The following is a 13301-nucleotide window of genomic DNA, read 5'->3' as shown; positions in this document are numbered from 1 at the left end:
CATTTCATGATATCGTTTTCAATTGTTCAACCTTTTTCTTTTCTTCATCGATTAGCGACCTACGGAGAATCTTTCCGACTGCCGTTTTCGGTAGCTCTTTACGGAACTCATAGAGTCTTGGCACTTTATAAGATGCCAACTGTTTTCGGCAATACGTATCTAATTCTTCTTCTGTAATCGATTTTCCTTCTTTAAGAACGATATAAGCTTTCACCGTTTCACCGCGGTATGGATCCGGTACACCTGCAACAACACATTCCAAAATGGCAGGATGTTCATAAAGGATTTCTTCTATTTCTCGTGGATAAATGTTAAAACCACTTGCGATGATCATATCTTTTTTACGATCGACGATATAGAAGTGACCTTCATCATCCATATACCCGAGATCTCCTGTTAAAAACCATCCATCTCTAAAGGTTTGCGCGGTATCTTCAGGTCTATTCCAATACCCTTTCATTACTTGAGGACCTTTAATGGCAATTTCTCCTACCTCACCATTCGGTAAAGGCTCAGTCGTTTCCGGACCAACGATGCGTGCATCCGTATCTGGCCATGGAACACCAATAGAACCACTCACCCTACGTTTTTCCCATACAAAGTTCGCGATAGCAACTGGCGAAGTTTCTGTAAGGCCATACCCTTCCACAAGTTTACCGCCCGTCACTTTTTCAAACTCTTCTTGTAATTCAACTGGTAAAGCGGCAGATCCACTAATACAAGCTTTGATGGATGACAAATCGTATTTCGCCAATTGTGGATGGTTGAGCAAGCCGATGTAAATTGTTGGTGCACCCGGAAACAACGTCGGTTTTTGTTTATCAATCGTTTTTAAAGCTGTTTCAAAATCGAATTTAGGCACTAACACCATTTTATTCCCTTGCATTACCGATAAAATAAGGACTGTTGTCATACCATAGACATGGAAGAACGGAAGGATCCCCATAACGGTTTCTTCGCCTTCTTTACATTGATATAACCACGCATTGCACATCTGGACATTACTGATCAAGTTCGCATGGGTTAACATGACGCCTTTTGGAGGTCCTGTTGTTCCACCTGTGTATTGGAGCAACGCGAGGTCATCATCAAAATTAAATTCATATGAAACTGGCTCTGCTTTTGCGATTTTCATAATTTCTGTAAAAAGATGATTCATGCCTCGATGTTCCACTTTGACGACAATTCCATATTCCCTCTTTTGAATGAACGGATAGACAAGGTTTTTCGGGAATGGTAAATAATCTTTGATGCCGGTAATAATGATATGTTCCAAGTCTGTTTCTTTAACAATCTTTGAAATTCTTCCGTACAAAATATCAAGGGAGATAATCGCCTTCGCACCGGAATCTTTCATTTGATAAGCAAGTTCTCTTTCCGTGTACAAAGGATTAGTTTGAACAACAACAGCACCAACGTAAAGGATTCCATAGTAAGCAATTGCACTTTGCGGGCAGTTCGGAAGCATAATCGCCACCCGGTCTCCTTTTTCCACACCGAGAGCGCGTAAATAATTGGCAAACTTCAAGGCCGAATCATGAAACTCTTTAAATGAAATGTCCTTCCCTAGAAAATGAATGGCCGTCTTATCGGGAAACTTGTTACTCGAGTCTGTTAAGAATTGTTGGATGGGAATCCGGTCATATGCAATCGTCTTCGGAATCTCTGGTGGATACATGCTGAGCCATGGTTTTTCCGTCATTTGCAAAACCTCCTTCTTTTTAATAGTTTATAGAAAATTCATTCTTAATATAGTATATCGATAAATGAATCCGCTTTCAAATAGAATATTAAAAACTCCACAAAAAAATGCCTTGACCGGCAAATTTTAGTCAAGGCGTGTTCGTCATCATCCAGTAGATGCCGATGATAACAAAGAGGATACAAACAACAATCAATATTTTAGATAATTTCTCCATTAGAAGTCTCCTATGAAATACTCGCTCCGATAACAAAGGACAGGCCGACTGAAATGGTCAGCGAGATAAAGCCGACAGAGCGGTTATCTTCTTCAATCTCCTTGTCAATTTGGAACTTTGGTGTTAAAAATTCGAAAAGCAAATACGCAAACACAAGCAAAATAAACCCGTATAACCCCCACCCAATCATTTGGGGCAACGTATTATGTTGTTCGATCGAATAACGGAAAATATTCGCGACACCAAAAATTTTTCCACCGGTCGCCATTGCTACAGCCATGTTCCCTTTTCGGATTTCTTCCCAGTTTTTATATTTCGTAACAAGTTCAAATAAGACCATCGATACGATGAGGCAAAGGACTACAACACTGAAGTAGCCTGCTGTTTCTACTAGTGGATGGCTCCAAAACCCTGTTTTTGTCATTTGTTTGGCTCCTTTATGAATCGTTCATTCCTTCCTCTACGTATAGCGGTCGAAAAAGATTCATTTCTCAAGATCTTTTTTAATTCATGTTGACTTTTGACGGGTCAGTTAGGGTTAAAGAAAGACACGAGACGCCTCTTTTTTAACCGACTGACTCTCAACGGGTTGGATCGTTACGAATGATTTACCTATAAGCGGTTACTTCACTTTAACTCAACAACTGTCACACCGTGGCCACCCTCACCCGCTTCGCCATAGCGATAACTTTTTACCCGTGGATGATTTTTCAAGTAGGATTGGACACCTTGTCGTAACGCGCCAGTCCCTTTCCCATGAATGATGGACACTTGGTGGTAATTCGATAACAGTGCATCATCCAAATATTTTTCTGTTCGATGCAAGGCATCCTCATACCGTTCACCACGCAAATCGAGTTCCAACTTCACATAGGAATCTCTACCGCGCACCGAAGCGGACACGACAGGTTCTTTCAACTTCTCTGGCTTCGTATATTCCAATACGGATTCATCGAGCTTCATCTTCAATATACCAATTTGTACGACCCATTCTTTTGCTGAAGCTTTTTCTATTAACGTTCCTTTTTGTCCGTATGTGACGACTTTCACTTCATCACCGACTTGTAGTGGTCTTGCAGCAGCTTTTGCTACAATCTTCCTCTTCTTTTCTTGCGGTGCAGCTTCATCCAATTTTTTGCGTGCTTCAATCAATTCATGCTCTTTCACTTGTGCACCCGCATTCATTCGAAGGGCGCGCAGTTCTGCGATAACAGCTTCAGATTCTGTTCTTGCTGTATCCACAATCGTCTTTGCTTTTTCTTTCGCTTTTTCAACAAGCTTCTCTTTCATGTCGTCAAATTCAGCGAGTTTCGTTTCCAGTTCACACTTTAATTTTTCTGTTTCAATGAGTAACGCATGTGTTTGTTCTGCATCTTTTTCTGATTGCACCCGACTTGTTTCCAATGAAGCGATCATTGAATCGACTTCTCCCCGGTCAGTTCCCGTGAATTTTTTAGCGCGGCCGATAATGTGCTCGTGCAAACCAAGACGTTTGGAAATTTCAAATGCATTACTACGTCCCGGGACGCCGATGAGTAACCGATACGTCGGGCTTAACGTATCAATATCAAATTCAACACTCGCATTTGCAACACCGGGCCGATTGTAGCCGTACGCTTTCAGTTCTGGATAATGCGTCGTCGCCATCACCCTAGCCCCCGTACCATGCACTTCATCCAATATGGCAATTGCCAACGCAGCGCCTTCCTGCGGATCGGTGCCTGACCCTAATTCGTCAAAGATGAGTAATGAGCGGGAATCGAACTTTTTCAAGATGTCTACAATATTCACCATATGGGAGGAGAACGTACTTAAGCTTTGCTCAATGGATTGCTCGTCCCCAATATCCGCATAAACCGATTCAAACACAGCAACTTCAGAACCATCCAATGCAGGAATGGGTAGACCAGCTTGCGCCATTAACGTACATAAGCCGACTGTTTTGAGTGTAACGGTTTTTCCGCCCGTGTTCGGACCTGTAATGACAATGGACGTAATCTCTTTACCAAATTCAATTGTATTTGCTACGGCTTCTTCAATCGGCAACAGTGGATGACGCGCTTTCGCTAATCGAATATACCCCTCTTCATTGACAGTCGGTTTCGTACATTTGTGCGCAGTTCCATATTTCGCCTTCGCTAAAATTACGTCAATTTCCGCTAAAACACCTACAAGCACAAACAATTCATGTGCGATTTCTTGCACTTTCATCGACAGTTCTTGAAGGATTTTTTCGATTTCTTCCCGTTCTTTCATTTTCAAATTCCTAATTTCGTTGTTCGCTTGAACGACCGCATCTGGTTCAATGAACAGCGTCTGTCCTGAAGAGGACATATCATGAATGACACCGCCGAAGTGTGACCGGTATTCAGCTTTTACAGGGATGACAAAGCGATCGTTTCGGATTGTTACAATTGAATCGGACAACATTTTCGCTGCATTACGGCCTCTAGTGTATCCTTCCAACTTTTCACGCACACGACCTTCCTGCATACGAAGGTTTTGTCGAATGGAACGGAGAGTTCCTGACGCGCTATCAACAACGTGACCGTTATCGTCGATTGCAGCGTTAATTTCATGCTCAAGCCCTGTCAGTATAGGCAACGCTTCTTTTTTGGCTAAAAACTTCGGTAACTCGATATCTTCCTCTTCATTCACTGCTTCGATGAATTGCCGAAGAATACGACTCGCTCGAATCGTATTGGCAATTTCCATGAGCTCGTAAGCACTCAGTACACCACCAATTTGTGCTCTTTTTGCATGAGGTCTGACGTCAGCAATGCCGCCCATCGGTACATTGCCCCTCAGACGTAATATCGCAAGCCCTTCATCTGTCTCATCGAGCAACTCAACAACTGTATTGAAGTCACTGACAGGTTCTAACTTTTGCAAAAGGTCACGACCAATCGTTGACGTACAATAGGTCGCTACAATCTCTCTAATTTTGTCAAATTCAAGTGTTTTTAAGACACGTGTCTCCAATGTCTTACACTCCCCTTCACTTCCGAATAATTTCACGGATAAATTGTTCGAGCGGCCATGTGTTGACGACCGTCTCTTTTTTCAACCAAGCTTTTTGTGCATAATTTACTGCAATGTCCATATAATTCAATTGGTCAATTGCATGTGCATCCGTATTGATTGCAATTTTCACGCCAGCTTCTTGGGCTGCAACCAAATATTCCGTACACAAATCGAAACGATGGGGATTTCCATTCAATTCAAGGATTTTATGATGCTCTTTTGCCCACTCGATGAGTTGCATAACGTCCGGGTTATAACCTTCACGTTGGCCAATTATTCTACCTGTTGGGTGCGCAATCATATGAACATATGGATTTTTCATCGCAGCATATAGTCTTTCCATAATCTGCTCTTGTGATTGATTGAAATTCGAATGGATTGATGCAATGACAAAATCCAATTCTTGTAATAAATCATCTTCAAAATCAAGCGTTCCATCCGGCAGTATATCCATCTCAGTGCCACAAAAAATCTCAATATCATCAAATTCTGCATTCACTTTTCGAATTTCCGCAATTTGTTCACGGACGCGCTCAGGCGTTAGACCATTTGCTACTTTTAAATAGTGCGTGTGATCTGTAATAACCATGTGGGTGTACCCCTTCGCTCGACACGCTTCCGCCATTTCACGTATGGAGTAGCCACCGTCCGACCACGTTGTATGCATATGGAAATCGCCTCGAATATCTTGTACCGTTACAAGTTCTGCAATTTCATCCGCTCGGTCAATTTCAGTACCATTTGTCCGAACGGAAGGAGGTATATAAGGCAGATCAAAGAACTTGAAAAACGCTTTCTCAGAGCTAAATGTTTTCGTTGTCCCGTCTTCCTGCTCTACACCGTATTCACTAATTTTCATCCCTTTAGATTTCGCCAACTGCCGCATTTTTACATTGTGGTCTTTGGAGCCTGTAAAGTGATGAAGTGCGGTAGCAAACTGTTCATCCGTCACGAAGCGAAAATCGACGTCGACCGCATCTGTCATGTCCAGCACAATCGATAGCTTTGCATCTCCCGCCGCTACCGTCTCTTCAACAGGTAAAGCAGAAACGACCTTTTCCCTTACAACGGCCGGATTGTCTGTAACGATGATGAAATCCACGTCACTGCTCATTTCTTCAGCACGCCTGAAACTTCCAGCAACCGAAAAGCGAGTAATTTCGGGAATTCTTCTTAACTCTTCTTCAATAGCGTGTACAATTGACTCAATTTGCCAAACTGGCAACTTCTCTTTACGTGTACCGAGTTGTTGTAGTTCATGCAGAAGCTTTTCTTCTGTCTTCTTACCAAACCCCGGCAATTCACTTACTTTATTTAGCTCACAAGCTTGGCGTAGTGATTCCACTGAATCGATGCCAAGCGTTTCACGTAGTTTCGCAATGCGCTTGCCACCTAGGCCAGGAACTTTTAATAAGGGGAGCAAGCCTTTTGGTACTTCGTGCTCCAGCTCTTTCAATAGATCCGATTCACCCTTTTCAAGCAAATCAATGATTACAGCGCCTGTCCCTTTCCCAATCCCTTTTAACTTCAAAATATCATCCATTTCGGATAAGCTACGAGGATCGAGCTCGAGAACATTCGCCGCTTTACGAAAAGCACCTACTTTAAATGGATTCTCGCCTAGTAATTCCATATACAATGCAATTTTTTCGAACGTGCGAATGATCGTCTTTTTATTCATCATCCATACCTCCATTGGGTTGTTAGTTGCTGTGAAAAAGGCTTCCCTCCAGCGAAGGGGGGAAGCCGTGAACAGTTCGATTTTCAACAAAGATCACTTCGTATAAATGTACCACCAATTTTTCACAGTCTCCGAAAAAATCGGTGTATGCTCGAACATCGCTTCTGCTAAGATTGAATGTTCAATCCAATTTTGTATGAAATCTAGCGGGAGCATTGCAACTAAATAGAGGACAAGGAAAATTAGTATATAAAACTCCACAAATCCTAATGCAGCCCCTCCAAATCGAGCAACAAAACCTAGTACTGGTAAGTATTTCAAGAAATCAAACATTGAGGCAATCAATTGCAGAACAAATTTCACCACAATAAAAATAATTACAAATGCTAATAACCGATAAAAAGTTTGGTCAAGATCAAGTTGCTCTACTGTCCAGCTCAATTTCGATCCAGCTGTCACCCCTGGATAAGGAATCCATAATACGAATTTATCAGCTAACGGTTTATAATATATGTACGCTACGATAAGTGCAATGATGAAACCTGTCATATGGATGAGTTGCACGATGAGCCCTCGACGGAACCCAGTAATCAATCCTCCTACTAATAGGAACACAATGAGTAAATCTAGCATATACGTCAGTCAACCTCTCAACTTATTCAATTCTTCTTCCAACTCTTCGACACGTTCTTTTAACAGTAAATAGTCATGAACGCTGTTGACAGCGGTGAGCACAGCAATTTTGGAACTGTCCAAGTAAGGATTACGGGCACTAATTTCCTTCATCTTTGCGTCAACCATCGAAGCGACATGGCGAACGTGACTACTTGTTTCACTGCCGACAATTGTATAAGTTTGCCCATATATGTCAACCGCAACGCGCGTCTTCTGTTCGTCTGCCAATGTTGAAACCTCCCAAATAACGACTCTGTACCCAATCATACCATGAAACTCTTTTACTTGAAAAGAGAAGGGATAGTTTTGGGATCTGTAACGACTTTATAGACAGACCTACACGTTCTGTTCCTGTACAATATAAGACAAGTGAATCGAGAGGATGAAAACAATGGGACAAAGCGTACTTCTATTAGATGAGTCAACCATTACAGCACTAACACAACATTATCTGTCATTTAAAGTGACGAGAAATGCTCCAGGGGTTTTATTTGCAGCAAAACTTCCAGATACCGCCATTACAGTTTACAAATCCGGAAAAGTGCTCTTTCAAGGTATTGGAGCTGAACGTGAAGCTACACAATGGGGAAAGTCAAAGGCAACACAACAGGCAAGTTCGACGTCGACAGCTAAAAAGGTAGCATCTCCTAAAGGTGAATTGTTGCCAGATAATTTTGCCGGGTTATCAGTACTAGGATCAGACGAAACAGGAACAGGCGATTTTTTCGGTCCAGTTACTGTAGCAGCTTGTTATGTGCGTACTGAACAGATCAATCTTGTCCGAGAACTCGGTGTAAAAGACTCAAAACAACTGACAGATGATCTGATGAGACAAATAGCTCCCGACTTACAAGCGACTTTGACGCATAGTGTATTGACTTTATCCAACCCGAAATACAATGAAGTGCAAGCAAAAGGCTGGTCACAAGGAAAAATCAAAGCACTCTTGCATAACCAAGCACTGAAACACGTTTTACGCAAATTGGATGGACAAAAACCGGAATATATTTTAATTGATCAATTCGCAGAACGTGGAATCTATTATAACCACATTAAAAACGAACCTGAGATTATCCGTGAAAATGTATTATTTTCCACCAAAGCAGAAGGATTGCACGTCTCGGTAGCAGCCGCATCAATCATCGCGCGTGTCGCTTTTTTAGAAGAGATGGATCGTCTCAGTCAACTCGCCGGCATGACCCTTCCAAAAGGGGCGGGTCCCCGAGTGGATGAAGTTGCTGCTAAAATTCTTCTCAAGGACGGAGAAGCAGCATTGCGTTCCATGACCAAATGGCATTTTGCAAATGCACAAAAAGCGAAAAAACTTGCAGCAAAGAAGAAAATGTAACTTATTTGATGCGCTACCGTCTACTAAACAAGGAGTGATTCTACTTGAAAAAGGGATTAGTAAGTTTAGCAATCATTGGTTTATTAGCCGGATGTAGTGTGTCTAGTAACGGGAATACCCCTAGTAAAAACGTTTCCTACCCTCAAGAGGCGGAAATGCAAGCGGATGATTTCGTATACAAATTATATACGGAAAAAGAAACGTATGATGAATTCGAAGAGACTGCAATATACGCAGAGTTGACGTACGTAGGTGATCAAGAATCCATCGTCATTTCACACGCCGCCTCCCCTTTTTATTTCCCAATTAAAGAGCTAACTCGTAATTACGAGATCGATTATGCGATGAACGAGCCATTGATTCACACAACGTTGAAAAAGGGTGTCCCTTTCAAGGTGAAATATGAATTTGCCGGTGGGTATAGTGACGAGGATGAAGCTGCAAAACGCGAGTTCATTCAAACGATTGTGGACAAAGGGTTTCCGACTGGAAAATACGTTGTGAGTGGTTCAGCTCAGTTTTATGTGGAAAGCAGCATTGAAGGAGAGAATCCTAATAGCTATGACATGCGAGTAAATATTGGTTTTGATGTTCGTTAGGTGGAATTTTAACGAATTAGCACCCAATGTGACGCAGCATACAATCTTAACTTGGTACTTTGATAATTCAATTAAAACAGTGATTCTTTCCTTTTAAAAAGATCACTGTATTTTTTTCACTTTAAATATAGGCGATTTACGTTGATTGGAGTGTAGAGCGGCGACTCCTGGGGAATCAGCGCAGCGTGAAGACCCCGCAGACGCGAAGCGGCGAGGAGGCTGAGGGCAAGCCCCCGGAAAGCGTCCGCACGGAATGCAAATCAACAGTTCTAGGATAAGCCCTCTTTTGGGAACTCTTCCAGTGACCTTAAGACAAAATGTTATATTTTTTGAAGTGTTGCTGCTAGAAACTTTGATTGATAAAATCGCTACTCACGTAGAGAATTTAAAAATGGAATTGCACGAATGCAATTCCATTTCTCTTTTCTATCACATATTCAGCAGGATATTTCCCACCCTTGCGAGTTATCCTCTAAGTTGAGCATTCGCTTCTGTTAAAGCGTTCAGCACTTTATCGTGCACTTTAACGACTTCCTCGTCCGTTAATGTCCGTTCAGGATCGAAGTATGTCAATGAAAACGCGAGTGACTTTTTGCCCTCTTCAACGTTCTCACCTTCATATAAATCGAATAACTTGACGTCTTTCAGTAATTTTCCACCTGCTTGACGAATAACCGATTCGAGAGCACCTGCAGATGTTACGGTTGAAACAACTAGCGCGATATCTCTTGAAATCGATGGGAAACGTGGGACTGGAACATAGATCAAGTCTTCCGTCGCTACTGTCAACACTTGCTTGAGATTCATTTCCATCACGTACGTCTCTTTCAAGTCACGTTTCTTTTGCTCTGTCGGATGAATCTGTCCAATTAGACCGATACGCTCACCATTCAACAAAATCGTCGCCGTACGGCCAGGATGCATACCGTCTACAACCGATTGTTCAAATGAAAGGCGATCTGCTAGTCCGAGACGGTTCATCATCCCTTCCACAATGCCCTTCAGCACGAAGAAGTCGACTTTTTTCGTTTCGCCTTGCCAAGCATGATCGACCCATTTTCCTGTCATCACTGCAGCTACATGCTCCACTTCACGTGGGAGGCCGTCTTCTTCCATCCCAAGGAATACAGAACCCGTTTCATACAATGCAACAGAATCAATCCGACGTGCGACGTTATACGTTGCCACTTCTAGTAAATGAGGAACCAAACTTTGGCGCAATACGCTTCGTTCTTCACTCATCGGCATGAGCAATTCCGTTACAGGCGCAGTTTCTAACGCATACGCTTGAGCCTGCTCTTTGGAAGTTAATGAATACGTAATGGCTTGATCTAAGCCCGCACCTTCAAGATATTGGCGCACAATACGGCGTTTCGCCTGATAAGGAGTAAGTCCACCAGGTGTTGATTCCGTTATTGGTAGTGTTTTAGGAATTTCATCATAGCCATGCATTCTGGCGATTTCTTCGATAATGTCTTCCTTAATACGCAAGTCTTGTCTACGAGTTGGCGCGTCAATGACAAGTTGACCATTGATTGCTTGTGTCGGTATACGCAAACGCTCCAAAATTGTGAGCATTTCATCCATCGAAATTTTCATGCCTAGACGGCTATTAATATAGTCTGGTGAAATGGTAATGCGCTCAGCTGTTTTGTCGAGTTCATCAAACAGGACCGAGTTTGCCAATACTTCTCCGCCAGCAATGTCCGACATTAATTGCGCAGCGCGTTCAGCTGCTTCAAGGACACGGTTCGGATCGACTCCTTTTTCAAATCGCGTACTTGCATCACTTCGCAAACCGACGTCTTTAGAAGTTTGTCGGACAGAAGACCCTGCAAAATAAGCAGATTCAATGACAACTGTTGTTGTACCATCATGCACTTCGGAATTGGCTCCGCCCATTACACCAGCAAGTGCTACTGGTTGTTGACCATTCGTAATGACGAGGTGATGTGGTTGTAACGTACGTTCCACTTCATCTAACGTCGTAATTTTCTCCCCTTCAAGTGCATGGCGGACGACAATTTCACCCGTTTCCAATCGGTCATAGTCAAATGCATGAAGCGGTTGACCGTATTCCATGAGCACATAGTTCGTAATATCAACGACATTATTGTGTGGTCGCACGCCTGCAGCCATTAAGTAATTTTGTAACCAAAGTGGCGATTCAGCAATTTTCACGTTTTTCACGACTTTAGCAACGTACATCGGGTTGACGTCAGGTGCATCGACACGCAGCTTCAACATGTCTTCGGCCTTTACTTCTGATGTTTTGTAATCAATTTTCGGAAGATGGATCTCTTCAGATAAAATTGCCGCCACTTCATAAGCTACACCTAACATGCTTAATGCATCTGACCGATTTGGTGTCAAATCAAACTCGAGGACAGTATCATCCAAACCGAGTAAAGGCAATGCACTTTCACCAGGTACCGCTCCCTCAGGTAACACATAAATCCCTTCAGCGTATGCTTTGGCAACAAGTTTCCCTTCAATCCCGAGTTCTTGTAATGAACAAATCATGCCGTTCGATTCCTCGCCACGAAGTTTCGCTTTCTTTATCTTCATACCACCAGGCAGAACTGCGCCTGGACGTGCAACAATCACTTTTTGGCCTTCAGCGACGTTAGGAGCTCCACAAATGATTTGTGTTACTTCTTCGCCGACGTCCACTTGGCATATATTCAACTTATCCGCTTCAGGGTGTTTGACACATTCTTTTACGTATCCGACAACGACGTTTGTCATACCGTGAGAACGATCGATAATGGAATCGACTTCGATACCTGAACGTGTGATTTTTTCCGCTAACTCTGCAGGTGTAATCCCGCCTGTATTTACATATTCATTTAGCCATTTCGTTGAAACTAACATGTTTTCTCCTCCTTACGCTTCCGTCCGATGGAATTGTGATATGAACCGGCTGTCATTCGTGTAGAAATGACGGATATCTTCAATGCCATATTTCAACATTGCAATACGCTCAGGTCCCATACCAAATGCAAATCCAGTAACAGCAGACGGATCATAACCCGCCATTTCCAATACATTCGGATGCACCATTCCGGCACCTAAAATCTCAATCCAGCCTGTTTTTTTACACACATTGCATCCCTTACCACCACATTTAAAGCAAGAAATATCCATCTCGACGGACGGTTCAGTGAACGGGAAGAAGCTAGGACGTAGGCGGATTTCACGCTCTGCACCAAACATCTTTTTCGCGAATAAATCAAGTGTACCTTTCAAGTCACTCATGCGGATATCTTCACCAACGACAAGACCTTCAATTTGTGTAAATTGGTGTGAATGTGTTGCATCATCATTATCACGTCGGTACACTTTCCCCGGGCAAATGATTTTAATCGCCTCGCCACCTTTTGCCTCCATCGTACGAGCTTGCACAGGAGATGTATGTGTACGAAGCAAAATGTCATCAGAAATATAGAAGGAATCCTGCATATCACGCGCTGGATGTCCTTTTGGCAAGTTGAGTGCTTCGAAATTGTAGTAATCCTTTTCCACTTCCGGTCCTTCTGCAATTTCGTATCCCATACTAATGAAAAAGTCTTCGATTTCTTCTACGACACGCGTTAGTGGATGGTGATTGCCTGCTTGTACTGGACGACCCGGAAGCGTAACATCGATTGCTTCCTTCGCTAATTGCGTATTAATTGCTTCCGCTTCCAGCAACGCCATTCTTTCTTCTAAAGATGCCGTTACGGTTTCACGCACGACATTGACGAGTGCACCCATTTTCGGACGCTCCTCAGCAGGGAGCTTACCCATTCCTTTCAATAAGTCAGTAATCGGTCCTTTTTTCCCAAGATAAGCGACACGAACGTCATTTAACTCTTTTACGGACTGAGCATCTTGAATTTTCCCCAACGCTTCATCTTTTAATTGCTGCAACTGTTGTTCCATCGTCATTCTCCTTTCAAAATAAAAAAACCTCGCCCCCAAAAAGGGACGAGGACGAGTTCGCGGTACCACCCTGATTATTATGCAAAGAAACGCATAATCACTTCATTTGGAGTAACGGCCCTCTACCGGCA

General features: G+C 42.8%; 10 protein-coding genes and 1 other annotated feature (1 of these 11 cut by a window edge). Of the genes, 2 read left to right on the top strand and 8 right to left on the bottom strand.

All coding sequences use genetic code 11. The features are described from left to right. Positions 1-4: 4 nt before the first annotated feature. The 6 genes from QT711_RS07125 to zapA form a co-directional block, all read right to left on the bottom strand. The gene (locus QT711_RS07125; RefSeq protein ID WP_317942960.1) at positions 5-1702 is read right to left on the bottom strand and encodes a long-chain-fatty-acid--CoA ligase; all 1698 of its coding nucleotides are present in this window, start codon (positions 1700-1702) and stop codon (positions 5-7) included. Between the two features lie 227 nt (positions 1703-1929). Next, complete coding sequence (locus tag QT711_RS07120) at positions 1930-2343, bottom strand: DUF350 domain-containing protein (RefSeq protein ID WP_317942959.1); 414 nt, start codon at positions 2341-2343, stop codon at positions 1930-1932. 203 nt (positions 2344-2546) lie between these two features. Beyond that, on the bottom strand, positions 2547-4901 hold the full coding sequence (locus QT711_RS07115) for an endonuclease MutS2 (RefSeq protein WP_317942957.1): 2355 nt from the start codon (positions 4899-4901) through the stop codon (positions 2547-2549). Between the two features lie 16 nt (positions 4902-4917). Then, positions 4918-6624 (bottom strand): DNA polymerase/3'-5' exonuclease PolX, encoded by a 1707-nt coding sequence (gene polX, locus QT711_RS07110; RefSeq protein WP_317942956.1) that lies wholly within the window; start codon positions 6622-6624, stop codon positions 4918-4920. A gap of 93 nt (positions 6625-6717) precedes the next feature. Continuing rightward, positions 6718-7257, bottom strand: a complete 540-nt coding sequence (locus QT711_RS07105) for a CvpA family protein (protein WP_317942954.1) — start codon at positions 7255-7257, stop codon at positions 6718-6720. A 9-nt stretch (positions 7258-7266) separates the two neighbouring features. Then, on the bottom strand, positions 7267-7527 hold the full coding sequence (zapA, locus tag QT711_RS07100) for a cell division protein ZapA (RefSeq protein WP_317942953.1): 261 nt from the start codon (positions 7525-7527) through the stop codon (positions 7267-7269). A 163-nt stretch (positions 7528-7690) separates the two neighbouring features. Between zapA and rnhC the strand changes: the two genes are divergently transcribed. Next, positions 7691-8647 (top strand): ribonuclease HIII, encoded by a 957-nt coding sequence (rnhC, locus tag QT711_RS07095; protein WP_317942951.1) that lies wholly within the window; start codon positions 7691-7693, stop codon positions 8645-8647. Positions 8648-8691: 44 nt separating this feature from the next. Beyond that, positions 8692-9246 (top strand): hypothetical protein, encoded by a 555-nt coding sequence (locus QT711_RS07090; RefSeq protein ID WP_317942948.1) that lies wholly within the window; start codon positions 8692-8694, stop codon positions 9244-9246. A gap of 465 nt (positions 9247-9711) precedes the next feature. Here QT711_RS07090 and pheT read toward each other — a convergent pair whose 3' ends face one another. Together pheT and pheS are read right to left on the bottom strand one after the other, a co-directional pair. After that, on the bottom strand, positions 9712-12120 hold the full coding sequence (pheT, locus tag QT711_RS07085) for a phenylalanine--tRNA ligase subunit beta (RefSeq protein ID WP_317942946.1): 2409 nt from the start codon (positions 12118-12120) through the stop codon (positions 9712-9714). Positions 12121-12132: 12 nt separating this feature from the next. After that, positions 12133-13170, bottom strand: coding sequence for a phenylalanine--tRNA ligase subunit alpha (gene pheS, locus QT711_RS07080; protein ID WP_317942944.1), 1038 nt, complete (start codon positions 13168-13170; stop codon positions 12133-12135). 38 nt (positions 13171-13208) lie between these two features. After that, positions 13209-13301 (bottom strand) — a binding site (T-box leader) (it continues 139 nt past the right edge of the window).

Source organism: Sporosarcina saromensis, assembly GCF_033253735.1.
In the GTDB taxonomy this organism is placed as follows: domain Bacteria; phylum Bacillota; class Bacilli; order Bacillales_A; family Planococcaceae; genus Sporosarcina; species Sporosarcina saromensis.
Note: the sequence above shows the minus strand (reverse complement) of the source record. Positions and strands in the feature narration are given on the sequence as shown.

Coding starts and splice junctions, on each gene's coding strand:
- pheT (WP_317942946.1), bottom strand. CDS start 12,120: ATGTTAGTTTCAACGAAATGGCTAAATGAATATGTAAATACAGGCGGG.
- QT711_RS07120 (WP_317942959.1), bottom strand. CDS start 2,343: ATGACAAAAACAGGGTTTTGGAGCCATCCACTAGTAGAAACAGCAGGC.
- polX (WP_317942956.1), bottom strand. CDS start 6,624: ATGAATAAAAAGACGATCATTCGCACGTTCGAAAAAATTGCATTGTAT.
- pheS (WP_317942944.1), bottom strand. CDS start 13,170: ATGGAACAACAGTTGCAGCAATTAAAAGATGAAGCGTTGGGGAAAATT.
- QT711_RS07125 (WP_317942960.1), bottom strand. CDS start 1,702: ATGACGGAAAAACCATGGCTCAGCATGTATCCACCAGAGATTCCGAAG.
- rnhC (WP_317942951.1), top strand. CDS start 7,691: ATGGGACAAAGCGTACTTCTATTAGATGAGTCAACCATTACAGCACTA.
- QT711_RS07105 (WP_317942954.1), bottom strand. CDS start 7,257: ATGCTAGATTTACTCATTGTGTTCCTATTAGTAGGAGGATTGATTACT.